Genomic DNA, 26378 nt, shown 5'->3' on the forward strand with positions numbered 1-26378 from the left:
CCGATGTCCTTCTCGATTTTTTCTATGATCGTCAACCCTAATCAGAAAATGCAGCCGAAACACCAAAGATTTCAAAAATAGCAAAATTGGTGTGATGACTCCTGGTCAATACTTACGGTCATTTTCACCACCCGGTAAAATTTAAAAAGCTAGATCTTTTCTAATAAAACTTTACCCTTACCGGAACCTGGTTATCAGATGACATATCATAAGGTAATTGCCAGACATTCCCTTCGCTGTCGCCAAAATACATAATTGATGGGCTAAAACGGTCCGGATTACCATCCGCCCAGAAATACAAGAAAGGATCTGTTCCGTTGATGACTTTGCGGACGTAATTATGGTTCCGAATACTATTTTTCGTAACATTCTTTGTTAACTCCCAGTTACTTCCACTATCCTTACTGCTCCAAATTTCTATTTCTCCTCCCCCTCCGTGTTCTTGCGGGCTATTCCCTCCCGGTACAATAATTCTCCACTCTTCCCCATTGATCATTAAACTGCCCATATCATAGTTATGGTCTGAAGTACAAATTACCTGATCCTCCCAATCATCGCCATTCCACCGGATCAAGTGCCACTCTCGTGCACCATTTTCAGGACCGGCTTCATGCCCTCCACTGGTAATATAGAGGCCTGCAGGGTGGCCATTCCTATCAAATTCCATATCTTTCAAATAGACATTCTTGCTCAAAGTGTAATAATCCATAGCTCGGGCTGAAACATCTAAATCGCGAAGTGGTAGTTTCATCTCTTTTCCATTAATATCCGTCCAGGTTTTTCCATAATCAGTAGTCTCCAGATAATAAAGATTTGTTCGCCTATCAACATTCCCATTGGGGTGCCAATTAAAAAAAGTACCCACTTTTCCTTCCCGGACACTGCTCATTTGATAATGCCCGCTTCTTTCATCCCCCTCTCTTTTGATACTCGACAATTTAACATCATCTGTCCAGTCCTTACCATCCGCAGAGGTCTCAAAATACAACTCCCGAACACCGGTATATTTTGTAAATAGATTAAGGAAGCCTTTGCCATTGATATATTTTGGTTGCGGATAGGTCATTTCTTCCTCGGTTACCTGGTCAAATTGAGCGATTGAGTAAGGTTCGGAACTGCGATACTTGAACCCCGGGCGGTTTCTTCCCCTACCACTTACAAAAACCCAAATATACCCTTCTTCATCAATAGCCAAACTGGGATTGTCATGTGGATCATCCACTCCCTTTTTGTCATATACTACCGTAGGCCTCGAAACCATTCCGGATTCATGGTCAAAACAACCAATCATACACAAAAGATATCGATCGTGTTCTCCGGTAGTCCCACCATACACAAAAAATGTTTTATCCACTTCGGGAGCATATATGGCAAGGGGTACATGCTTGGCCGTATACGTTCCCAATCCACCCGAATATTTATCACCATATTCTCCAAACTGCCCCAGCGTAAACCATATTCCCTTGTACCCATTTACTTTGTTATTATTTGCATCGCCTTGTTGGGAATGTATTAATCCCGGCAAAAAGAAAATCACGCAAAAGAATAAATACGTTTTACAACCAAAGGTTTGCAAACAGGAAAAACCAAATTTCATTAGTGTAATTGTCAAGTAGATTATTAAATATTTCTGTTAAAGCTTTTATTTTAAAAACTCCTAAAATAGTAAAATCAGTGATCAGATGTCAAGAATTTATAAAAATAATGATATTGTTCCTCCTTTCAGATTAAAATACTAAGAAATGTAAAAATCAGGAACCTGACTAACTGATCTTACGAGCCATGAACGCACGAATGGTTGTCCGCCAAAGCGGACAACTCACAAATTTTCGCGTCGCGTAGCGGTTATTCGTGAATTAGTGGCCCCTGGAAAATGTGGTACATTTTTCTATCTAACTAAAATGAAGCCACTGAACATTCAGGCTTTCAAGCGCCACGAATACCTGCCGACGTCAGATGGGCAAGAATAAATCACTTTTCGAATATTTTGTGAATTCTCCCACAGGTCCCGAGACTCCTAGGAGAATCCCACAATGGTCTTAGAAGCTAAGAATTGTTACCGGATTACAGCCCGCCACAAAGTGGTCCGTAGGGCAGATATCGCAGACCCGCCTGACCTGTTGTTGGTACACATCGTAAAAATAAGATATAATAGACTTTATCCACCCCCAAGCCCCCGCCAGCGGGGGATAGAAATGTAATTCTCGGAAAAAATTCGCCTGAAATTCTTACCATATTCCCATATTTTAATAATTAGTTCTTTGGTTTGTACGGAAATATCCCTCCCACAACCATGCGGGGCGGGGGTGGATTTTATCTACTTCTTAGAGCCTCTCTGCTCCTGGCAGGTTTATATTGTTAATTTTAGATCTGTCCTAACGGTAGACCTGACGGGGGGGCAGGTTTTCGCAGAAACGGAATGATTATCTGCGATAATCCGCGTAGATCAGCGGGAAATATTTGCAATCTAATTCGTTTTATCTCTTACTTAATTACATTGAGGAATCCCAATGGGGGGATGGCTATTTTTACATTCTTTTTAGCCCTTTTAGCCTTATACAGAAGGCATCCCTTTGGAACTAATTATATTTATATTCAATTCCGGGCTAAGCCAAAATCCCTTCAACTACTTCTCCGGAGACGTCGGTCAACCGGAACCTCCTACCCTGGTATTCATAGGTCAATTTTTCATGATCAATCCCCAATAAATACATAAGGGTAGCCTGGAAATCGTGAACATGAACCGGGTTTTCGCTAATATTGTACCCAAATTCATCAGTGGCTCCATAGGTCATTCCGGGTTTTACCCCTCCTCCGGCCATCCACATGGTAAAACACCGGGGATGGTGATCCCGACCGAAATTATCTTTTGTCAATTTTCCCTGCGAATAATTCGTACGGCCAAATTCTCCCCCCCAAATGACTAAAGTGTCCTCTAACAGTCCTCGTTGTTTGAGATCTTTGACAAGGGCAGCAGAAGCCTGGTCTGTCGCCTTACATTGTCTGGTTATGTTGGACGGTAAATTACCGTGATTATCCCATCCCTGGTGATATAATTGTACAAATTTGACATCTTTTTCCAATAATCTCCGTGCAAGAAGACAATTTGCTGCATAGGTCCCCGGAGTACGGGCATCCTCTCCATACAATTCAAATACACTATCCGGCTCATCTTCCAGATCGCGCACTTCCGGAACTGACACCTGCATCCTGTAAGCCATTTCATATTGGGCAATCCGATCACTTATAGATGCATCTCCAACCATCTCCTTTTGCACTAAATTCAATTCTTTAAGCGCATTCAACATTTCTCTTCGATCACTTCTGTGGTATCCATTGGGATCATTAAGGTAAAGAACCGGATCTTTTCCCGCCCTGAATTGAACTCCCTGGTGCCGGGAGGGTAAAAATCCATTGCCCCAAAGTCGGGCATAGAGCGGCTGATCCTTAGGCGCATTATTGGAGACAAGAACTATAAAAGCAGGCAAATTTTCATTATCCGATCCCAGCCCATAATTGATCCAGGAACCTATACTTGGCCTCCCCGGTAGTTGATGCCCGGTCTGAAAAAAAGTCAAAGCAGGATCGTGGTTGATTTGTTCTGTGTGCATAGATTTTATAAAACAGAGGTCATCTACAATTTCACTTGTATAAGGCATTAAATCACTTACCCATGCACCACTATCCCCGTATTGAGCAAAATTATAAGGCGTTCCCACCAGGGGTAACTGGGATTGGCTGGCACTCATCCCGGTAAGTCGTTGCCCTTGTCTTACAGATGAAGGCAAGTCTTCTCCGTGTCGTTTTTGCAATAATGGTTTGTAATCAAAAAGCTCAAATTGCGACGGTCCGCCACTTTGAAATAAAAATACTACCCTTTTAGCCCTGGGTATAAAATGAGGCTTTTTCAATACACCTCCTCCTATCGAATTGGCTTTGCCTATTCCCGGATTGATCAGGGAACCTAATGCCAGGCCTCCCAATCCCATAGACGTTTTGGATATAAAAGCCCTTCGGTTGATACGGTCCATCCATTGTAATTTCTCCCTGTCGTTCATGACTAGAAATTTATCGTTTAGTAATATAAGCGTCTGAATTCATAATAGTATTAGCCACCACTGTACCGGCTGCCAATGCCGCCGGATCCGACTTTGGGTCTGTCCGATATTGTCCAATGTTAACCCAACTTTCCGCCCCGGAAGAATTCTTTTGAAATTTTTCATATTGCTTATTGTAAAGATCCACCATTATCTTCAATTCCTTTTCTACGGGTTTGCGGGCAGTTAACAGTCTAAACATATACACAATTTGTTCCTCTGCTTCTGAAGCAGCTTTTAAAGCTTTTTCCGAAACAACTTTGGAAGCTTCCAAAAATTGGGGATCATTTAACAACACTAATGCCTGCAGGGGTGTATTCGTTTCTTGCCTGCGCACCGTACAATAACTTCTCGAAGGAGCATCAAAAGTATTCATGGAAGGCGGTGGTACCGTTCGCCGCCAAAAAGTATATAAACTGCGACGATAAAGTTCGTCCCCTGTTCCTTCATTGTAGTTTGCACTCACTACTTCCCAAACTCCTTCGGGCTGATAGGGTTTCACACTTGGCCCACCGATTTCCCCAGACATCAATCCACTGGCCGCCAATGCTCCGTCCCTGATCAGTTCAGCGGATAAACGAGAAGAAGGGCCACGTGCCAGTAGAACATTCTCGGGATCTTCCCCCATCAACTTTTCTGTAGCTAGTGAGGATTGACGGTACGTAGCAGACATTACGATCAATTTTTGCATAGCTTTTATGTCCCATCCCGATGATACAAATTCATTAGCCAACCAATCCAGTAATGGGAGATTGGACGGAAGTCCTCCCTGGTTTCCAAAGTCATCGATATTTTTATGAATTCCCCGCCCAAAAAACGATTGCCAGAATCGATTTACTGCGACCCTCGATGTAAGTGGGTGGTCCGGATGAAACAACCATTTGGCGAGTCCCAGCCTGTTTTCAGGCAATGAATCCGGGAAAGGCATAATATGGTCAGGAACATCGGGCTGCACTTCTTCCCCGTGAGCATCGTATTCCCCTCGTTCCAATACATAGGTTGTACGCGGATCTTCCATTTCATCCATGACCATTATTTCGGGGATATTTTCTACAAAATCAAATTTTTTCTTACGGGCCTTACGGAGTTCGTCCTTTTGCTGTTTGTACTCCTCAGAAAACCGATTAAAATATAATTCAGCATACATATCCGGGTCCTGTGAGTCAATATTTTCACTACCACTTCTGCCTTGATATAAATTCCACAATTGCAAAACTTCTATAGATGTCAATTCCCGATCATAAACTAACAAGTCGTCCATCAATCCATCTGTAAATCCTTTTCCTCTCCAATCGGCTCCTAATTGAAGCCCCGGCTGTTCTCCCTTCATCAATCCTCCGTTGTTAAAGAGTATCCCTTTATATAAATTGTCATTTTCGGTAACCAAATCCTTCTCTTCACCGTTGAGATAAAAACGAATCCCTTCTGCTTTACCAGAACCATCATATGTCATCAAAACATGGATCCATTCGTTTTTCGGGAGTTCATTTTGACTAACTTTTACAATACTATTATATGGCCAGGTGTGAGCCATCAGTATTTCGGCCTTGTTTCCTTTAATATTTAAAAAGTAACCTCTAAAATTATACAGGATATCCCCGTTACCTTTATGAAAAACTACTCCCTTGGTCAGGTCTTCCGGGATATTTATCCAGAGTCCGATTGAAAACGGATCTCCACGCCCAAAAACGCCTGTCGGCCCTAGATTAAGAATATCATCTCCATTGGATTGAAATGCATTTCCCACTCTACCTTTCACTACTTTAGGATCTAAAACCTCTCCTTGAATATCAGGGTTCAATTTATCTTTGGTAACGCCTTTATCAAATTTATCAAAAGTGAAATGAGCGACTAAACCAGCTTCTTTTTCAAAATTATAGTTCTCCGATTCATTTCCGGCCCACTCATTGAATTTGCTTTTATTCCGATTTTTAATACCATCCAATTCCGCTCTTGCTTGCTCAATTTCAGAATCTAAAAAGGTTATTATGCTATCCTTTTTTTCATCTGTCAACATCATGGTAGGAACCGGCATAGCATTGTCCCAGGAAATTTGTCCTACTTCATCAATGTTATTAAAAAAACCAAAAACGCTGTAGTAATCTTTTTGGGATATGGGGTCATATTTATGATCGTGGCACCGGGCACACTCCATAGTCACACCCAAGAACGCTGTACCCAAAGTGTTGGTCCTGTCAGCAACATATTCTACCCGGAATTCTTCATTGACGATTCCCCCTTCCATATTTTGTGAATGATTGCGATTAAATGCTGTAGCCAAACGCTGCTCTTTGGTAGCATCCGGAAGCAAATCACCCGCCAACTGCCAGGTCACGAATTCATCATACGGCATATTCCCATTAAAGGCTTCGATCACCCAGTCCCGCCAGGGCCACATAGGTCTATATCGATCCACCGTGTATCCATGGGTATCTGCAAAACGAGATAAATCCATCCAGGATACTGCCATTTTTTCCCCGTATCTTTTTGATCGCAGAAGCCGATCTACTACTTTTTCATAAGCACCGGGTGTGTCATCTTTCAAAAAAGCATCAATTTCTTCAAGTGTAGGAGGCAAACCGATCAAGTCCAATGTCACTCTTCGGATCAGCGTTTCCTTAGACGCTTCAGGTGACGGTTCCATCCCTTTATCTTCCAACTTTTTCAGAACAAAATGGTCTATTCCGTTCTTTATCCATGCAGTATTTTTTACGCCGGGTAGAACTACATTTTCCGGTGGAATAAATGCCCAGTGAGGTTTATACTCAGCTCCCTGATCGATCCACTTGATTAGTATAGCTTTTTCTTTCTCCGATAATTCCCGATTGGATTCCAGTGGTGGCATAAGCCGTTCATGGTCATCCGAGATAATACGATGTACCAATTCGCTTTGGGACCATTTCCCCGGGACAACAGCATGTTTATTCCTTGAGCTTTCCAATGAAGCAAAAGCGCTTTCCGGGTTCGATAAATCCAACCCCGCTTTCTGACTGTTCTTATCAGGACCATGGCAAAAAAAACATTTATCCGAAAGAATGGGTTTTACGTGAAGATTATAATCGATTTTTTCAGGTAATTGAGCTTCTAATTCTGAATATACCTCCGGCTTGCCTTCAGTGCAACTTTGAAATCCCGTGGCTATCAGAAGCCCATAAAAAAATATATCTACAAATAAATATTTCCGATTTAGTACTTTCATATAATGAATATTATTTCGTCACCTATATATTCAAAATAATAAAGCTAAATATAAGAATTACCTTTCTACTTTATATTACAGGATTTTGAGTATCTTTTACACAAATCCGATATTTTGATACTATGCACAATATTCTTAAGAGTTTAAAATTAGGTCTTTTACACGTTGGATATGCACAGCTGGATGATAGTTGGCAATATAAAAACGTGATAAGTCCTTTCTCAAGGTTATACCTCATTACGAAAGGTACAGGATGGGTATTTCACAATGAAAGAAAATACAATTTAAATGCCGGATATCTGTATTTAATCCCCAGTTTTACATACAGCCATTATCACTGTGATACCTTTATGGATCAATACTATATAAGTTTTCTTGAAGAAACGGATGAAGGGTTTTCCATCTATGATGTTGCGGATTTTAATTACGAAAAAAAGGCCACGGAAATTGACAATCAAATATTTTCCAGACTATTAGAAATCAATCCCCACAAAGCCATTGCTGAATACGATCCAAAAGCATACGACAACCGTCCCGACCTTCTTAGTTTTAACCAATTAAATTCTAATCGTAATACAAGTATCCAACTTGAAAGCCAGGGGATTCTTCAGCAATTATTTTCAAGATTTATCAATGATTTCACATCCAATACCAATACAAAAAACAAGCACTCCATACACAGAATCACACCTACCTTGCGATTTATTAATAGAAATTTAAATCAAAAACTAACCGTAAACCAGCTCGCAGCGGACAACCATTTATCTCCCGATCATTTTTCCCGAATGTTCAAAAAAATTATGGGAATCAGCCCTATCGACTATATCAACAATAAGCGGCTGGAAAGGGCTCAATTATTATTGACTACTACTGATATCCCAATTTCCCACATTGCAGAAATGTGTGGAGTTTCAAATATTCACTATTTTTCAAGGTTATTCAAACGTAGATTCAACGTACCACCGGGAAGATATCGAACCAATCGGTGGAAAGTATAGAAATAATTTTAAAATTGCTATCTTTGTAGGTTAAGGACTCTCATTTATTGGAGTCCTGTAGAATATATAAAATACGATTACATGAAAGGGTATATTATCATTTCGCTAATGATGGTATTGTCATTGGCATGCATTCCTGAAGAAGGAATTAGATTGAAAGAAGACCGGGTAACAGGGTCCTGGAAAGCAGAAAAAATATATTACAAAGAATACGGGAACCTACAACAAAAAGACATAACTCAATCAACAGGGGAAATGATATTGGACCTGCATTATAATTCCCGGGCCCAATATAAGAACTTGTCTGCGAACTATAATTCCTGGGGATCCTGGGAAATGCACCATATTTCCGCTCACCATCACCACAACCGCGAAGCAGAATATCAACTTATAGTTACATTAAGTGACCCGGGAGATCATATCCCTAAAGAAATGGTGGGTTATATTACACGTATGGCCGACGACAGATTCCTATTTCATTTACCGGATGAAAATGGTGAGACTATTTTCCATTTATTGAGATTGTCCCGATAAATCATAAGTATTTACAAATTCATTTTCTTTAATTCGTCAACAGCATGGTTCGCTGAACGGGCAGCAAATGCCATGTAGGTTAAAGATGGATTCTGAGTACTTGTAGATGTCATGCATGCCCCATCCGTTACATATACATTGGGACAGGCATGCAATTGATTCCACTTATTCAACAGAGATGTCTCGGGCTCCTTTCCCATCCGGACTCCTCCCATTTCATGAATATCCAGTCCTGGAACCCTGTGGTCATCTCTGACACTTATATTGGTAAACCCGGCACTTTCAAACATTTCGGTTAATTGCTCCAGGTAATCCTTGATCATTGCCTCATCATTATCATCATACTTTACAGAAACATTCAAAAGTGGAATGCCCCATTCATCTTTTTGTTCCGGATCTAAATTGACATAATTAGACTCTTTGGGAATTGTTTCGCCCATCATGTGCGACCCTACTCTCCAGGGACCGTATTCAGGGTTTAATAACTGATTTTTCAGCTCTTCTCCTACACCACTATGATCCGTATGGATTTTTCTGAACCCACTAAAACCGGCGGCATATCCTCTCAGGAAATCCGTCTCCTGCCTCCTTACATTGCGAAACCGTGGAATATATCCACCGTTTGGCCTACGTCCTTCGGTCCTATACTCTAACAAACCATCGTATTCACCGGAAATCCGTGCGCGATAATTGTGAAACGCTACGTATTTACCCAAAAGCCCATTGTCATTCCCCAACCCTTCCGGGAATCTATCTGAAGTAGAATTCAACAAAATCAAATTGGTATTCAACGCACTGGCATTGACAAAGATGACCTTTGCATAATATTCCACAGCTTCTTTTGTATTGGCATCGATTACCCTGACACCGGTAGCTTTACCTTTTTTCTCATCGTAAATAATAGATTCTACTACGGAATGATGACGCATCGTCAGGTTGCCTGTTTTTTCCGCCCAGGGCAAAGTGGAAGAATTGCTGCTAAAATAGCCCCCGAATGGGCACCCGCGTTGGCACAAATTTCTATGTTGGCAACCTCCTCGTCCCTGCTTGGCGTAATATTCAAAGTTTCCGGTAATATGAGCGCAACGGCCTATAATTATGCTCCGGTCGTCGTATTTTTCAGCTATGTGGTTTTTAAAATATTGCTCTACCGCAGTTAATTCCATAGGTGGTAAAAACTCTCCATCCGGCAGATTATCTAATCCGTCTTTATTTCCCGAAACACCAACAAATTTTTCCACGTGACTATACCACGGAGCCAAATCTTTGTACCGAATCGGCCAATCCACAACAAAACCATCCCGGTCTGGTCCTTCAAAGTCATAATCACTCCATCGCTGGACCTGACGTGCCCAGAGCAATGATTTCCCTCCGGTCTGGTAACCACGTATCCAATCAAATGGCTCTTCCTGGACATATGGGTGCTCCTGATCTTTTACGAAGAAATGTTGCGTGTCTTCCCGAAAAGCATAGCACCGGGCTACTACCGGATTATCTTCCCTGATTTTTTGCTTTACTTTTCCGCGGTGCTCCAATTCATACGGTTGTAAATTGGTAGTAGGATAATCTTGCAGATGTTTGACTTCACGCCCCCTTTCCAATACAAGGGTCTTTAATCCCTTCTCCGTAAATTCCTTTGCAGCCCATCCCCCACTCATTCCGGAACCAATCACAATAGCATCGAAGGTCCTTTCTTTCCTACTATCTATATTCAAATTAGCCATTAACATTTACTTTTTCTCCTTCTTTAATTTTTACTTTTCCACTAAATCCGCCGGGCACCAGCTGATATGGCATAATCCCCGTCATTATATACTCAGAAGCCATAAAACCCTGCACTGTTAATTGCTTGGTCCGATTTACAAAGGAATTAATGTCTTCCATGGTGTACTCTTCATTGTTTTCAAACTTAGATGTATCTATATCCTTGTTCAATACTTTAAGAACCAGCTCTTTCGATTCATCCTTATCCATATCTTCAAAAGATTTACCGCTTACCGACCTGGTAAAAGTATTAAAGTTTTTCAATCCTTTTGTAAAGGCCATCTGATCATCTTTAGAATAACAATCATTCATCATAACCAATACAAAATCTTTGATATGAAGGTCATCCGCACCTTTTATAGCTTCGCCGGAAGGAATTATCGTCTCGCACAGTTTCGCAAGAATATTCACCTCTCCCTGCGTCACTTTTAGTTGGTCGTAGGCCGATAGTATATCGTTTCTGGAAAAATCACAAGACGGGACCAAAACCATGCCCCCGGTCATGACAGCTAACTGTTTGAGTACTGTTCGTCTATTCATCGTGTAATGGATTTCGAAGTTGCTTCATGCAAATCATCCGGTTAAGATAGGACAAAAATTCTCATGATAAAAATTTCATAGAATTTGGAATCTGTCTATCCAACATGAAACTTTTTGGATATTAAAAAAGTTATAACATTGTTTTAATGTCCTTCAATAGATAGAAATATGGAAGCAAATATCATAAAGATAGGTAATTCAAAAGGCATCATTATTCCGGCCAATATCATTAAATTATTAGGGTTGGAGGATTCCGTACAACTGGAGATGGAAAATGAAAAACTGATCGTGCGACCTTCAAAAAAGAAAAAACCAAGGGAAGGTTGGGAGGAGTCTTTTAAGAAGATGCATGAAAATGGTGACGACGAGTTGCTCATACCTGATGTATTCGAAGATGAAGATTTTGAGGACTGGACATGGTAAAAAGATATGAAATATATTGGGTCAACCTCAATCCCACTATTGGAAGCGAAATTAATAAAATCCGCCCCTGTCTGATTATCTCCCCAGATGAGGCCAATCGTTTTTTGCGAACAATCATTGTTGCACCATTAACCTCGTCGAACAAAAGCTATAAAAGCAGAATCAATTTTATTTTTTTAAATAAACATGCCCAAATTTGTCTTGATCAAATAAGAACAGTAGACAAAAAAAGAATTAAAGGCAGAGCTGGGATATTACCAAATGAGAAAATTTTGGAAACAAAACAGGTGTTACAAGAATTTTTAATTGACTAACTGAAATTCATAACTTCTAATTTAATTGTATTTTTAAGTAAAACTCTGTTATGAGATCAATCCTAATTTTACTTCTTCCCGTCTTATTCTTGAGCTGCCAGGACCAAGACAATAAATCTCCTTCATCAACTATAGTACCCACTTCCGACAGCCTTATAAACAATTATACCTCTTTCACCTTAACATCGGACCTGTCCCACTTATCAGAAAATCAAAAGAAAATGATCCCATTGCTGATCGAAACAGCGACAATAATGGATGACCTTTTCTGGATTCAGGCCTATGGTGACAAAAATGAATTACTATCAAAAATCGAGGACTCTAATTTAATAAAGTATACAAAAATTAACTACGGTCCCTGGGATAGACTCAATGGGAATACCCCTTTCATAGAGAACATAGGGCCCAAGCCTGCCGGGGCAAACCTTTACCCAAAAGACATAACCAAAGAAGATTTAGAAAATGCCGGAGAAGATTATACTGGACTGTATTCCATGGTCCGCAGAGATGAAAAAGGAACCTTGGAAGCAATTCCCTATAGCGAATTTTTCGGTGATCAACTGACCATTGCCACTTCAAAATTACAACAAGCAGCGAATTTAGCTGAGGATCCGGGGTTCAAAAAATACCTGCAATTAAGAGCAAAAGCCTTGCTATCCGATGATTACCTGGCAAGTGATATGGCCTGGATGGATATGAAAGAGAACGACATCGATTTTGTCGTAGGTCCTATAGAAACTTATGAAGATCAGCTATTGGGGGCAAAAGCAGCTTTTGAAGCGTATGTACTAATAAAGGATAAAACGTGGAGCAAAAGATTGTCCAAATATGCCAAACTTCTCCCTCAACTGCAGAAAGGACTACCCGTATCCGAAGAATACAAAAAGGAAGTTCCGGGCACAGATAGTGATCTAAATGCCTATGATGCCATTTACTATGCCGGCGATTGTAATGCCGGCAGCAAAACCATTGCCATTAACCTCCCCAACGACGAAAAAGTTCAATTGGAAAAAGGGACGCGCCGCCTTCAGTTGAAAAATGCTATGCAAGCCAAATTCGATAAAATACTGGTTCCTATTTCCAAAGAACTTATAATTCCCGAACAGCGAGAACATATCACTTTTGACGCTTTCTTTGGAAATACTATGTTCCATGAAGTAGCCCACGGGTTGGGTATAAAAAATACGATTAATGGAAAAGGAACCGTACGAGAAGCATTAAAAGAACAGGCCGGTGCGCTCGAAGAAGGTAAAGCAGATATACTGGGGCTATATATGATCACTAAAATGGCTGAAATAGGAGAGTTTCCCGAAGAACAACTTATGGACAATTATGTCACTTTCCTGGCCAGCATATTTCGCAGTTCCCGGTTTGGTGCCAGTAGTGCCCACGGCAGGGCTAATATGTTGCGGTTTAACTACTTCGAAGAAAAAGGTGCTTTTAGTTATGACGAATCAACGGGGCATTATTCGGTAGATTTTGAAGCCATGCAGGAAGCAATGAAAAGCCTGAGTGAACTGATACTCACCATACAAGGCAATGGGGATTATGAAAAAATCACCCAACTAATGGAAGAAAAAGGTCAAATGGGCACGAGCCTGCAAAAAGCCCTGGACCGGGTCAATGCCCAAGGAATACCTGTGGATGTGGTTTTTGAGCAGGGAGTGAAGATTTTAGGATTATAAAAACGAAAAAATCGGATGTTATGAAAAAGATAAAAGAATTACCGACTTCAATAAAAGGCGAAATGATGAGTTTTGCAGATCAACTTCGCCGTGAAGGCATCGAACAAGGTATCGAACGAAAAGAATTTACAGCAGTAGAAAATATGATCCGGGAAGGATTCAATGACGATATTATTTGTAAAGTCCTGGAAGTATCGTCTGACTATGTAAAAAAAGTAAGAAATAGATTATCTCCCCCTCTTAGTTAAGGTAACCTCTTAGTTAAGGTAAATAATGTTTAAGCAATACGACGAACAATATTCACAAGTTGTTATACTTCAGAATTTTATTCATTTTCTTTGCGTGCCCAAAGAAAACGAAACAAAAGAAAGGGCACTTTTTCAAAGGCATTTTTTGCTTTCCAAGCAAAAACCGTATCAAAAAAGCTAAATTTTCTCCAAGGCTTCGAAAATTCTTAACGTTTTTTCGCTACATATGCTGTTGAAAAAGAGAAAAACCGTGCAAGAATTACAACTTGCTTTTATCCATTACTATAGCTAATTTAAGTACAATTAAGCTCTCAACATCTTAATGTTTATATCTTTCTAAAAACCAATAACCGAAAATCCATTACGGACTCTCCCGGTATATCCATGGCTTTCAATTCCAAAACACCGCGTCCCCCATCTAATTGAATAGTTCCCATGCTCACTTTCTTAAAGTCCTTTACATAAGATTCAGGCCTTTGAACACGGTCATTTTCCATCCCACGAAGTGGGGGGTCATGAGCTTCCTCAACCTGATATTTCAAAGACTGCTCCCCTATAGACAATTGGACAGTGGCTCCGGTATCTTCCGACGGGCAAGTGTAATACAATTCAACCTCGAAAATACCGCTTTCCCACACATTGACATCCCAGGTAACCCTATCTTCCAATTTCTTCCAATTAGTAAAAAATGAACAATTGGGGTATTTGTTCGATCGCTGTATTCCACCATGTGCTATGCCATCTCGAGCCGGCATCTGAGTAATTTCGGCGGCGGGATGTCCCAGTGGGAAAGGTCGTTCCTCTATATTTTGTTCACTTTCTACTTTGTTAACCCATGCTGTCAATAGTCCTTCCATTTCCCCTTTTAAAGCATCATCTTCCGTAATATTATTTCTTTGCCCGGGATCTTCTTCAATGTCATATAATTCATCTTGATGCGTATACAAATACTTTTGGGTACGCACTCCCGCTTTTCCTTTCCAATAGGAATACAAATAGCGATCTTCAGGCGATGCACTATTTGTCAATACGGACTTTAGCGAAACACCATCCAACTTCTTTTCAGTACTTACTTCAATTCCCGAAAAATCAGCCAAAGTAGGGAGCAAGTCAATCGCCCCGGACAATGCCGAAACCTCAATCCCTTCAGGAATATTCCCGGGATATCTGATCAAAAAAGGAGACCTGACACCCCCTTCGTCTATCGACCCCTTCCGCCCTTTAAACCCAGCATTATATCGATAACTATTGGGGCCGTTATCCGAAAAGTAAAGAATAATAGTATTCTCAGCCAGTTTGCTTTCATCCAATTGATCCAGAATCCGTCCCACATTCCAGTCAATATTCTCACACATGGCCAAAGCCGCTTTCGTAAACAGGGTGTCCTCTTCAAACCGGTCATCCGTATACTGGTTGAGATTTCGAGAAACCATATCTTTCCACCATCGATCGGGCACCTGCATAGGTGCATGGGGGGTGTTGTATGCCACATACATGAAAAAAGGTTGATCCTTATTATCTGCCATAAAGTCGAGGGCATGGTCGGTAAAATCATTCGTTAAATAACCGTTTCCCTTTACCAATTCCCCGTTGTGGTCCAATGGTGGGCTGAAATAATCTCCCCAGTGCCCTGAACAAAACCCATAATATTCCTCGAACCCCCTGGCATTGGGGTGATAGGGAAATTGCATACCATTGTGCCATTTTCCAAATGCAGCAGTAGCGTATCCGGCTTCCTGAAATACCTGCGCAATTGTCTTTTCATCCAAATCCATCATTTCACCCCCGGCAGATGTACTATAAACCCCCATTCGAGTATGATAACGCCCCGTCAAAAACTCTGCACGGGTAGGAGAACAAACCGGGCTCACATAAAACCGGCTAAGCAACGCTCCTTCTTTTCCAATACGGTCAATATTGGGCGTCTGCAATGTTGTATTGCCTGTAATACTCAAATCTCCCCATCCCTGGTCATCGGACAAAATCACAATGACATTGGGAGGAATCATGCCTTCTTCCTTAGATGAGGATTGGCAGCTAATTATATTAATTGCTCCAAGAAACAAACTGCAATATTGCCAAAAACACATTTCCTTTAAAGGACTTATCATCATTTAATTTTTATTGCTCCTTCCCATTTCAATTTGTTCCTCCATTTCAGTTTTCATCCCTTGAACCATTTCCCTTTGAGTATCATATCTATTCTGGGATTCTTTTACATTATCTGACATGTTATACAGCTGCCCCTGAACCCCATTATCACTTGGCTCTAACCTCGAAGGAGCCGTGAACCCTCCGGAACCGAGACCGTCAATATATTTCCAATCTCCTTTGCGATAGGCATACATTCCATTAGATCCCTGGTGGATCATGGTATTCCTATGGTGTTCTTTATTTCCTTTTATAACGGGCAAAAAGCTATAACTGTCTTCTCCTTCTTCCCTACCCAAATCATAATCTAAGAAATCCGCAAATGTCGCATACCAATCCGTAAGACTCGTTAACCCATCGTATTCAAAAGATTCTCTAATCTCATCAGGCCAATGAACCACTAATGGAACACGATGACCGCCATCCCATACATCTCCTTTTTGACCGCGCCTTCCCCAATTCGAATCGTGACCCTGCAATCTTATTTCTTCTTCCGGCCAATAAGCTCCGTTGTCGCTGGAAAATACAATAATGGTATTATCAAATTCCCCGGTATTCTTAAGTGCTTTGATTACTTCTCCCACCACATGGTCAATATTCAAAATAAAGTCTCCGTAATCCCCAATGGGTGATTTACCTTGGAATTCATCCGTAGGCATCCAGGGGGTATGGGGCCCCGTCAACGGAAGGTAGAGGAAAAACGGTGAAGATTTACGTCTAGTAATATATTCAATTCCATTATCCAGAATTTCAGACAAACAATTTTCTATTCGGAACGATTCAGACATCTCACCTTTTCGCCACCAAACTCCCTTACGCCAATACACATCCCCTTCCCTCGTATGTTTTTTGTCCCAGGCATATTCAGTATTATCTTTTTCAGACTCATAAACATCCGAAGTCAATACTATTTGATTGTCCACCACTTGATGATCCTCTATAAACAAATACGGAGGCATATCCAAAGAAGCAGTATGAACAAAAGAATAGTCAAATCCAAAATCATTAGGACCGGTTAATATAGGTCTGGAATAATCTACATTGGACTTCCCGGATTCTTGAAGATACTCAGGCTTCCTTCCATTTTTTGTCTGCCATTCCACTCCCAAATGCCATTTCCCGATACAGGCTGTTACGTACCCCGATTCTTTGAATATATTCCCCAGGGTTTTTCTATCTCTATTGATTACAGGCCCACCAAATCCATTTACCACCCGGCGCGCCGCACCCCGAAAAGCATACCTGCCAGTCAATAACCCATAGCGAGATGGCGTACACACCGAAGCACTTGCATGGGCTTCCGAGAAAGTAATTCCATTTTCAATAAGGTAATCAATATTAGGCGTCTCAGTCCGCGCTTCGGGATTTAATCCTGAAACATCACCATATCCCATATCATCGGCAAAAATGATCACTACATTGGGCCCATTATTTTGCGAAAACAAAGCTCCCGAACATATTAGAAGAAAAATTAAAAAATTAAATTTGCCTTTCTTAAACATAAGCTGCGATTCTTGTTCAATTAATTCTATCAGGTCATAATAATCAATTGCAAATGTAATATAGAAAATAACAATCAGCACAAAATATCATCCGAATAACTAAATCATGAAGAATTTACACACAACACTAATCGTATTCCTGACAATAAACATAACAATCTCATTTACACACGACATTAGTCAGGAAAAACCCAAAGTCATTGTACTCACCGATATAGGGGGAGATCCGGATGATGAACAAAGCATGGTACGTTTACTGCTCTATTCCAATGAACTTGACCTTCAGGCGATCTGCGTAACCAGCAGATTGGGACATGGTCAAGATATAAAACCTGAAATTCTTGAAAACCAAATCAAAGCTTATGGCAAAACCTATCCGAATTTAATTAAACATTCTCCGGAATTCCCCACCTCCGGCTACTTATTATCAATCATCAAAGAAGGCCAGGGCAATCAACACGATATAGGAGAAGGATTCGATACGGAAGCTTCCAATGCAATTATAAATATAGTAGATAAATCCAAAGCTATAATTAACATCCCGGTCTGGGGTGGATTGAGAGAATTAGCCCAGGCATTGTGGAAGTATGAGCAAGATCACTCACCAGATGAAGTCAAAGCTTTCTGTCAAAAGATTCGGGTACATTCTATCGGTGACCAGGATAAACACAGGGATTATATCTTAAGTAATTTTCCGCACATAGGATTTATAGCTGATGCCTTTGCCTTTTTTGGGCAGTTCGGTATACGCGAAATATCTGCATTTCGCGGTATGTATATGACCGGTGACCAAAGTCTGCAAAATGCTGATTGGGTAAGAGAAAATGTCCACAATCATGGAGCTTTGAGTAACACCTACCCCTTATCCGGTCATGGCACCAATGGAATGAAAGAAGGCGATTCCCCTTCATTTCTCGGACTCATTTCCAACGGCCTGCACGACCCAGACCGCCCGGAATGGGGAGGGTGGGGTGGCCGGTTCCGGTTGCTAAAGAACTGCCTTTATATTGATGCACAGGATTTTTTGAATGGCGAGCTCAATGAAAGACACACCGTATCGAGGTGGCGCCCCACATTTCAAAAAGACTTTATGGCCCGACTGGATTGGTGCATTAAAGAACCTGAATATGCAAACCACAATCCCATTGTTTCGGTAAATGGCCATCAAGATCCCACGCCAATGATACTATCTATCCAACCGGGTAAAACCGTCTCTCTGGACGCTTCTGAAAGCCGGGATCCAGATGGGGATAGACTTATTTTCAATTGGTTTATCTACGAAGAAATTAGTGGGAACATCCCTTTTACCGGAAAGATTACTAGCGATGGTCAAAATTGTCAATTTACCATACCCGAAGATTTTTCGGGAAAGGAGATTCACCTCATTTTGGAAGTATTGGATAGTGGTAACCCAGCATTAACAGGGTATAAGAGGATTGTATTTCAAATAAACGATTAAAAAATCTCGTATATAATATACCCGAAACCGTTCTTCATATTTTTAAATCGGAAAGGAGCCATTTTAACAACATCCCGTCCTTCTTTCAGATCAATATTTTTGAATTCCTTTTGTTCTATCGTTGTATTATTTTCGTCTACAAGTTTTACATGAAGATTAACCTTTTCCGAGTTTCCCAAATGATGGATAACAGGTCGGATTTCATCTGTTGGTCCATATACCACATCCACATTATCACTTCCAGCCCAGGTTCTTTGAAAAACCATCTTATTTGTATAAAATGCCAGTTTGGGATATCCAAGGTTATCAATTAAAGGCTTTTGATATGTACCGGAATTCGCCCCTCCTCTTAATGAACACCATGAAAATCCATCGTACCCCAGCAACATTTGCTTTTTCATCGATTCCCAGGCTGAAAAAGCCTGCCACGCCTGACTGGCTCTCCATTCACTTGCCTGCAATTTTCTACCGATACTACCTTCTTCATAAGACCATTCATACGATTGAACCTTATACCAGGGCTTCCCTTTGGACAATTCCCAGTTGGGTTGTCCGGCCGATTCTTCGTGCTCAAAATTAAAGTATGCCTTTTCTCCGGCAACAAGACAAGAAGCAGCCCACTCATTGGGTGCTTTCCGTAATTTTGTCCATTCAGCCCCATACCCCGTATATGCATCCTGGCTCCCTCTGGTCATCAAAGGTGCATGATATTCCGGAACCGGATTCATTGGCAGTCCGGTATAGGTCGTATCCCCTTGATAATTTCCGTAGTGCGTATGTTGCCAAAATGACGTAGGCGAAATCAGGCGACTGGCATCCCTGCTGTAAATTGTATTATAAATCCTACTTATGTATTCATGAGAATCTGATATATCATGATCTTTAAACCGGTTCGGATGATTGGATGCTTCCCACATTACTATTGAAGGATGATTTATCACCCTTGACATATATTGGGGATATCCCTCAAAATCCACATTCCAGGCCTCCCCTTCGCGGATAAACCCTGCCGTCGACCAAATGAGAAAAACACCCATTTGATCAGCCATACGCGCATACCGGACATCATTAATGCCATCCGCCGTATCTTTTTCGGAGTGAACATGAATTCGAAGTAAATTCGCATCCATTTTACGGACCATCAACATTTCTTCCGCTACGGTTTCATCAGGGGGGCAACGATTGTATTTTGCCAAGTCTTCAACCGGAGTCCTAAATCCCATGATCTGCACACCATTTAGCATTTCCACTTTTTGATTAATATATAGGTGTCCTCCTCTCTGACTTACTGTCCGTATCCCTGTAGTGATTACTTTATCGTCTATAGCATTCCCATCTTTATCTTTCAAAATCACTTCTACTTTATACAAATACGGATGACCGGGATGCCATAATTCAGGTTTTTCTATAGGTAAATCTATAGCAATCGTATTTAATACACGAGGTTTGATACTTACCCGTCTTGTCATTGAAGATACAACACCCCCCTCTTCCGGAAACCAGGGATAATAATTCACTGTAATGCTTCCCTCAAAATATTGACTTCTTGGATATTCAATCCTGATCTTGTTTGATTGAAGAGCCACTTCCCCCAATTCTTTGGTATAGGCATCCACACCTTTAATCATACATTGACTGCTTAACACCAATTTTGTTTCATCCAGAAACCAACCTATATTTCGGTCAGCAGGTGAATGGGTCATAGGATTATTTGATCGATACGGTCGTACTTTTACCGCAATTATATTTTTCGTATTCTTTCGTAAGTATGGGGTGACATCTAAGACGTTCGGATGCCTAGCATCTATCACCGCTACAGCATCCCCATTAATCCAAATTTCTCCACCTGGAGTCAGCGACTCTATTTCCAATGTCCCTCTTTCAAATTCATCCAGGTCCAATTCCTTGCGAAGGTAAAGCGCTTCACCTTCCTCTAAAATCCCTCCATGAACCGCTGGCAAACGAACTTCATCCCAATTACTATCATCAAAATCCAAAGAATTCCACCCAATGGGATTATATTTTAATCTAAACTCTTCGTCCAGGATCACCTCTGGGACATAAGGTATACGTTCATTATCCTTCTTCCGATAATTCATGAGTAAGATGTCATTTATTGATACTTTTCCCTCCACTTGAAATGTAATGCGATTGATCTTCTCAGGGTTATCATTTACAAACGGAATAAAATCAAAGACTTTTTCTCCATGAATTAGTAAATTAAATCTTCCTTCTACAATATCTCCTTCTACCGTTAAATCAATCCAGCCTTCCAGGCTTTCAGGTAACTTGCTTTCGTTCCCCTGGTCATCTGATACCACGCCATTTCCATTTATTTTCAGAACAACCACTTCTTCCTTACCATCGCACATTGAAAACACTATATTACTTTCCGGATTCGCCTTCAATTTTGTCGCTAACTTAAACCTCCAGTCCATGGGCTCAAATTCTTTCTCAATCAAAGCATCCGACAAAATCAACACCCCGTTTTCTAATTCTACACCGGGAAAACCACTCCAAAATCCATGAGACTGTCTGCTTTCTTTTTCCTGGCCTTCCCGGTAACCAAATGATTTCCATTTCTCAAGGTCCCATTCTTTCCTGATATCCGGCAACGGTTGTGGCTTAATACTGTTCAATAATGAATCTATTGCTTCCTCTTTCACCACCTTCCGATCCAGGTTCTGATCTTTAAAATAACGAGAAGAAAAATCCGCATAATGATTCAGAAATTTTACTCGACCTTCGGTATCCATCCATTCGGTTTCACCTTTGAAATCAGTTTCACCATTGGCAGACGGATCGTTTGTAAACTGGCGCATTTCAAAAGTCTTGCTAATGACTTGTGCGGATGCACTCCCAACCAGGAATACAAATATAAAACCAATAACTGCCTCTAATTTTTTCATGTAATCCTTGTTATTCTTTTATCTCAAATAAAATATTATTCATTTGCACCTACTGTAATGGTAAATGTTCCCCAATACACATTCCTTCTTATCGTTTTCCACTCCTTTTCTTCATAATTTGCCAAAAATCGGATTTGATGCCCTGGCGGACAATCTTCGGATATCCTCAATAATGATGAAGCGGCGTACCCGTCTCCCCATTTATCGGGTTGCAAATCGATGTGTAATGTTTCTTTTTTAACATATGGATCGTCGTAATACAATCTAGACCTGTGGCTTACTTCGTAAATCATAATTCTCTCTCCGGGTTCAGCAATATTATTTCCATTACCACTTCCAAATATTTCACTATCTCCGTCATCAATACCGATATTGGTAAATACAGGTACATCATAAAATACAGGAATATCAATTTCATCCGTCCAGGTATTACCATTTTCGTCTTCCATTCTTATATTAAACAGAACTCTAAACGGAGAACCATCGATTACGGGTTTATTCTCTGCAGTAATTAAAAAATCTGCATCTATCCACTCCGTTTCAGTCGACTCCAAACCCTTTAAATTAACAACTTTATTCTTGATTTTCACATCCTCATTTTCGGTACTTAAAGTAACCTTTACATTTTCGGCATCGGATCCTCCTCTATTAAGAAGTTTCAATTTCAATTGGCTCACTTCATTGTGCTGGAGAAAATGCCCTTCGCCATTTACGAGGTAATCTACAGACACAATTTCAGCCGGTCCTCCTTCCTGAAATATACCAAAAACCCTGTTTTTATAATCAACATCCAGATTGATCTTTCCCAAATGATCGCTTTTAATTGTACGAACTTTCCCGGATTCGTTTGATTTATTATAATCCAGAAGATTGTACTCAGTATCAGGTGTATAAATTCCAGCTGTAGCTATGGATAACTCAACATTCTCCAAAGGGTCTCCCAATGGCAACCATCCGCGCGTAGCTATTTCAAACCCTCCTTGAGTTACATCGCTTAGCTCGATAAATCCAGGGGTCTTTTTATTACTCCGTACAGAATACCCCCACACATCAAAGTCAGCATATAGATCAGCATGATGCCACCTTTCTGGCTTTGACAAAGGTTGTTTAAAAGAACTTGCAATAAAATTCAGTGCATCATTAAATAATTCCGGTTGCAGTTGATGACCACCTTCTGCTATCTCGTATTCATATTTCAGTTCTTTTTCCCGGATTGCCCCGTTATGTACCTCTTTATTCAAGTGAACCAATTCACCTTCGGTACTATTGTAGAACTTTAAACGTACGCCCAATAAATTCTTAAATAAATAACGCACGCTGTACAAAGTATGATTATCGGGATATCCAATAAAAAATTCAGGGGACCCTTTTGAATTTGCCGAAGCACTGATCATGTGTGGATATTTTCCGGCCAGAAAAAAAGACATTATCCCTCCCATACTATGTCCTATTACACCTCTTGATTCTCGTCGATCCTGGGTTCTGTAGTTAGTATCAATGTGCTCCACTAATTCAAGGAAATAATCCTTAAACTGTTCTTCATAATTGATGTTTGAGTGAAATCCAATATTGTAAGGCCGGATGTCTTCAGGAACTGATTTCCCATTCCACGCCACAATAATAATGTCATTAGCATTTACCCATTCAGCGACTCCATCCATTGTTAATTTATGACTCCCTTTGTTCCCGTGAAAGTAATAAATAACTGGGTATGATCTTTCGGTATCTTGATAACTTTCCGGGAGGAAAATACGATACGGCTTGTCTCTTCCGAAAACTTCACTGTAGTGACTCATATCTTGCTGAGAATATCCAAATTGGACTAAACTCAAAAAAATCAATATGTGGAATCCCTTCATTTTCGATGTTTTGTAACCGCATTAAAAATCAAAAGATATGCCCTGAGCCAGAGGTATATCACTTCCAAAATTAATGGTAATTGTTTGGCGCCTCATATAAACCTTCCAGGCATCGGAACCACTTTCGCGTCCGCCCCCCGTGTCCTTTTCTCCTCCGAAAGCACCACCAATTTCAGCTCCGCTGGTTCCAATATTTACATTTGCAATCCCACAATCCGAACCTTCACTAGAAATAAAGTATTCAGCCTCTCGCACATTCTCTGTAATAATAGAACTAGACAATCCCTGGGAAGTACTGTTTTGGATAGTGAGAGCCTCCTCAAAAGTATTGTACCGTAAAACATAAAGAATGGGAGCAAAGGTTTCTTCACGGACAATATTGGCATCCGGACTTATCTCCGCAACACAGGGTTTTACATAAAAATTGCTCTCAAGCTTTTTTTCGGTATATAATCCCCCCTCAACAATGAATTTTCCCCCTTCTTTTCTAATTTGATTTAATGCTGATAAATAATTGTCCACGGCGTCTTGGTCGATCAAAGGTCCCATGTGATTATCTTCATCCAGGGGATCTCCAACATTAATTTGTTTGTATGCATTCTTTAATTTATCTACAAAGTCATCGTAAATGGAATCGTGAATTATCAATCTTCTGGTTGATGTACACCGTTGTCCGGCAGTCCCAATTGCTCCAAATACAGAAGCATTCAAAGCCAAATCCATATTAGCCTGTGGGCTTATAATCATGGCGTTATTGCCTCCAAGTTCCAGAATAAGTTTTCCCAGTCTTTTTCCTACTTCCACTGCTACTTCCCTGCCCATTCGAATACTTCCAGTGGCTGATACCAGGTTAACTGCAGGGTCACTTGTCATCCAATTCCCAACGGTCCGATCTCCATTGATCACACTTGAAATGGCTGTATTAATCCCATTTTCACGAAGTATCCGAACTAAAAGATTTTGACAGGCAATGGCACACAGAGGCGTTTTCTCTGAAGGCTTCCAAACACATACATTTCCACATACTAGTGCAATCATTGCATTCCAAGACCAAACCGCTACAGGAAAATTAAATGCTGAAATAATGCCTACTATACCAAGTGGATGCCATCTTTCCAACATATGATGATTTGGTCTTTCCGAGGCTATTGTTTTTCCATACAATTGTCTGGATAAGCCTACTGCATAATCACATATATCTATCATTTCCTGAACCTCTCCTTTCCCTTCCTGCAAACTTTTACCCATTTCTCTGGAAACAAGTTGCCCCAACTCGGATTTATGCTTTCGTAAAATATCCCCGTATTGACGAATAATATCACCTCTTTGCGGCGGCGGTACTTTCCTCCATTCTTTAAATGCTTTCCTTGCTTCAAAAATGGTCTGATTGAATTCCTCTCGTGATGTAATAGTTACATCCGCTAGTTTGCGATTATTTGCCGGAGAGAAAGAGGATATTTCTTTTATTTTTTTGTTGTCAAAACTTTCACGCAACCCAATAATCGTTCCCCCATTTTTCTCTCTAATTCCCAATGCCTCGAATATATTCTTTGTCATATTTTGTTATTTAAAGTCTTCGTAAAAATTTCCATAGTGCTGCTCAATAAATAGACCGGAAAGAAATGGTTTTGTAGGAATTTGACTTTGCAGTACTGGACCTTTCAGGTTCCCTGCCATCAGCAAAAGAGCTGATTGACACAATGCAGATGCTGTCGTTCTTTGGATACCTGTTAATACAATACCATTGAAATTTACCGGCCTAACTTCCAAATGTTTGTTCTTTTCCATCCAATACCCTGCTTCATTTCTCCCGGCTACACTGGAATAAATCAATACGCGATCGTCTTCTTGAAATGAAGTTTCATCGAGCATTTTTGCTTTTAAGGTTTCCGGATTTAAATCATTCCCCAACATTTCCTTTAGTTGATCGACCCTCGAATAATGTCCGGGATACCTGAGTGTTTTATATTCCAGGTTTTCAATTTTATTTTTGTAATAATCAGGTAAGTCACTGGCTCCTCCTGAAGTAAGGTCTGCTTCAAACAACTCACCATTAATAATTAAATCTTCTCGTTGAGAAAGGGAAGGTTCCATTTGCACCTTACCTTTTTTAAGTACCTCCGCATCATTTAAATACTCGGTACTTACCCCAACCGGACTCCAGGTAAAGGCATAATAGGAAGGAGACGTCACATAGGGACTAAGGGCTCCCACCCTCATTTTCACATGTTCTATTTGAATTTCTGGGTGACTTTTCTCGAAAAGGTCCACGAGGCAATTGGTAAATACATTTATAAATCCTGGCGCAAGGCCTGTTTGGAGTATAAATCCGTTTTCACTGCCTCTTGTTATAGAGATTATTTCTTTGGTCTCGGAAACATGTTCGGTGAGATTGGCATAATGCATATTATTTTTCAATGCTACTTTAGCAACATCTACTGAATACCTCCCCGGAGTACAATCCAAAAGTATATCTCCAGTGGGGTTCCATGAGGCTAAATCTTTGATTTCCAATATTTCGATTTCTTGTTTTTTTCCAAGTCCATTATAAATCCATCTGCGTGCGCGCTCACATTGTGAAACGGAAATATCAGCAAGCTCCACTTTGACCTCTCCTTTTGAAAAATGTTCTAATAATATTAGTCCACAGGCTTTGCCAATCCCCCCTGCTCCAACAATTATAATTTTCTTCATTA

The 26378-nt window shown here is 40.5% G+C and carries 18 protein-coding genes; 7 read left to right on the forward strand and 11 right to left on the reverse strand.

Features of this window, described 5'->3' with window-relative positions; translation table 11 throughout:
- Positions 1-160 precede the first annotated feature (160 nt).
- The 3 genes from LVD47_RS05475 to LVD47_RS05485 form a co-directional block, all read right to left on the reverse strand.
- Complete coding sequence (locus LVD47_RS05475; RefSeq protein ID WP_236974549.1) at positions 161-1597, reverse strand: BNR-4 repeat-containing protein; 1437 nt, start codon at positions 1595-1597, stop codon at positions 161-163.
- Positions 1598-2606: 1009 nt separating this feature from the next.
- Positions 2607-4058 (reverse strand): DUF1501 domain-containing protein, encoded by a 1452-nt coding sequence (locus tag LVD47_RS05480; RefSeq protein ID WP_236974550.1) that lies wholly within the window; start codon positions 4056-4058, stop codon positions 2607-2609.
- Between the two features lie 10 nt (positions 4059-4068).
- Complete coding sequence (locus LVD47_RS05485) at positions 4069-7296, reverse strand: DUF1553 domain-containing protein (RefSeq protein ID WP_236974551.1); 3228 nt, start codon at positions 7294-7296, stop codon at positions 4069-4071.
- A gap of 122 nt (positions 7297-7418) precedes the next feature.
- On the opposite strand from LVD47_RS05485, the gene LVD47_RS05490 reads away from it, so the two are divergent.
- A complete protein-coding gene (locus tag LVD47_RS05490; protein ID WP_236974552.1) occupies positions 7419-8294 on the forward strand; it encodes a helix-turn-helix domain-containing protein in 876 nt (291 codons plus the stop codon).
- Between the two features lie 81 nt (positions 8295-8375).
- The gene (locus LVD47_RS05495; RefSeq protein WP_236974553.1) at positions 8376-8828 is read left to right on the forward strand and encodes a hypothetical protein; all 453 of its coding nucleotides are present in this window, start codon (positions 8376-8378) and stop codon (positions 8826-8828) included.
- 11 nt (positions 8829-8839) lie between these two features.
- Here LVD47_RS05495 and LVD47_RS05500 read toward each other — a convergent pair whose 3' ends face one another.
- Positions 8840-10552 (reverse strand): GMC oxidoreductase, encoded by a 1713-nt coding sequence (locus LVD47_RS05500; protein ID WP_236974554.1) that lies wholly within the window; start codon positions 10550-10552, stop codon positions 8840-8842.
- The gene (locus tag LVD47_RS05505) at positions 10545-11132 is read right to left on the reverse strand and encodes a gluconate 2-dehydrogenase subunit 3 family protein (RefSeq protein WP_236974555.1); all 588 of its coding nucleotides are present in this window, start codon (positions 11130-11132) and stop codon (positions 10545-10547) included. The genes LVD47_RS05500 and LVD47_RS05505 overlap by 8 nt, the downstream gene beginning before the upstream one ends.
- A 168-nt stretch (positions 11133-11300) precedes the next feature.
- Between LVD47_RS05505 and LVD47_RS05510 the strand changes: the two genes are divergently transcribed.
- From LVD47_RS05510 to LVD47_RS05520, 4 genes are read left to right on the forward strand one after another with little or no spacing between them, the layout of a single operon-like run.
- Complete coding sequence (locus LVD47_RS05510) at positions 11301-11555, forward strand: AbrB/MazE/SpoVT family DNA-binding domain-containing protein (RefSeq protein ID WP_236974556.1); 255 nt, start codon at positions 11301-11303, stop codon at positions 11553-11555.
- On the forward strand, positions 11549-11869 hold the full coding sequence (locus LVD47_RS24020; RefSeq protein WP_369427747.1) for a type II toxin-antitoxin system PemK/MazF family toxin: 321 nt from the start codon (positions 11549-11551) through the stop codon (positions 11867-11869). The genes LVD47_RS05510 and LVD47_RS24020 overlap by 7 nt, the downstream gene beginning before the upstream one ends.
- Positions 11870-11919: 50 nt before the next feature.
- The gene (locus tag LVD47_RS05515; RefSeq protein ID WP_236974557.1) at positions 11920-13554 is read left to right on the forward strand and encodes a DUF8614 domain-containing protein; all 1635 of its coding nucleotides are present in this window, start codon (positions 11920-11922) and stop codon (positions 13552-13554) included.
- A gap of 20 nt (positions 13555-13574) precedes the next feature.
- Positions 13575-13802: an RpnC/YadD family protein gene (locus LVD47_RS05520; protein ID WP_236974558.1), complete on the forward strand. Its 228-nt coding sequence runs from the start codon at positions 13575-13577 to the stop codon at positions 13800-13802.
- Positions 13803-14128: 326 nt separating this feature from the next.
- Here LVD47_RS05520 and LVD47_RS05525 read toward each other — a convergent pair whose 3' ends face one another.
- Together LVD47_RS05525 and LVD47_RS05530 are read right to left on the reverse strand one after the other, a co-directional pair.
- A complete protein-coding gene (locus LVD47_RS05525; RefSeq protein WP_236974559.1) occupies positions 14129-15916 on the reverse strand; it encodes an arylsulfatase in 1788 nt (595 codons plus the stop codon).
- Positions 15917-17455, reverse strand: a complete 1539-nt coding sequence (locus LVD47_RS05530; RefSeq protein ID WP_236974560.1) for a sulfatase family protein — start codon at positions 17453-17455, stop codon at positions 15917-15919.
- Positions 17456-17561: 106 nt separating this feature from the next.
- Here LVD47_RS05530 and LVD47_RS05535 point away from each other — a divergent pair, with 106 nt between their 5' ends.
- Positions 17562-18914, forward strand: coding sequence for a nucleoside hydrolase-like domain-containing protein (locus tag LVD47_RS05535; protein WP_236974561.1), 1353 nt, complete (start codon positions 17562-17564; stop codon positions 18912-18914).
- Here the strand turns inward: LVD47_RS05535 and LVD47_RS05540 are convergent.
- Genes LVD47_RS05540 through LVD47_RS05555 form a run of 4 tightly spaced genes read right to left on the reverse strand, consistent with a single transcriptional unit; the run spans position 18911 to position 26376 of the window.
- The gene (locus LVD47_RS05540; protein ID WP_236974562.1) at positions 18911-21823 is read right to left on the reverse strand and encodes a glycoside hydrolase family 2 protein; all 2913 of its coding nucleotides are present in this window, start codon (positions 21821-21823) and stop codon (positions 18911-18913) included. The genes LVD47_RS05535 and LVD47_RS05540 overlap by 4 nt on opposite strands.
- 35 nt (positions 21824-21858) lie before the next feature.
- Positions 21859-23682 (reverse strand): alpha/beta hydrolase-fold protein, encoded by a 1824-nt coding sequence (locus LVD47_RS05545; protein WP_236974563.1) that lies wholly within the window; start codon positions 23680-23682, stop codon positions 21859-21861.
- 21 nt (positions 23683-23703) lie between these two features.
- Entirely contained in the window at positions 23704-25239 is a 1536-nt protein-coding gene (amaB, locus tag LVD47_RS05550) for an L-piperidine-6-carboxylate dehydrogenase (protein ID WP_236974564.1), read from the reverse strand.
- A gap of 6 nt (positions 25240-25245) precedes the next feature.
- Entirely contained in the window at positions 25246-26376 is a 1131-nt protein-coding gene (locus LVD47_RS05555) for a saccharopine dehydrogenase family protein (RefSeq protein ID WP_236974565.1), read from the reverse strand.
- Between the last annotated feature and the right edge of the window lie 2 nt (positions 26377-26378).

This window comes from Membranihabitans maritimus, from assembly GCF_021729145.1.
GTDB lineage: Bacteria > Bacteroidota > Bacteroidia > Chitinophagales > Saprospiraceae > Membranihabitans > Membranihabitans maritimus.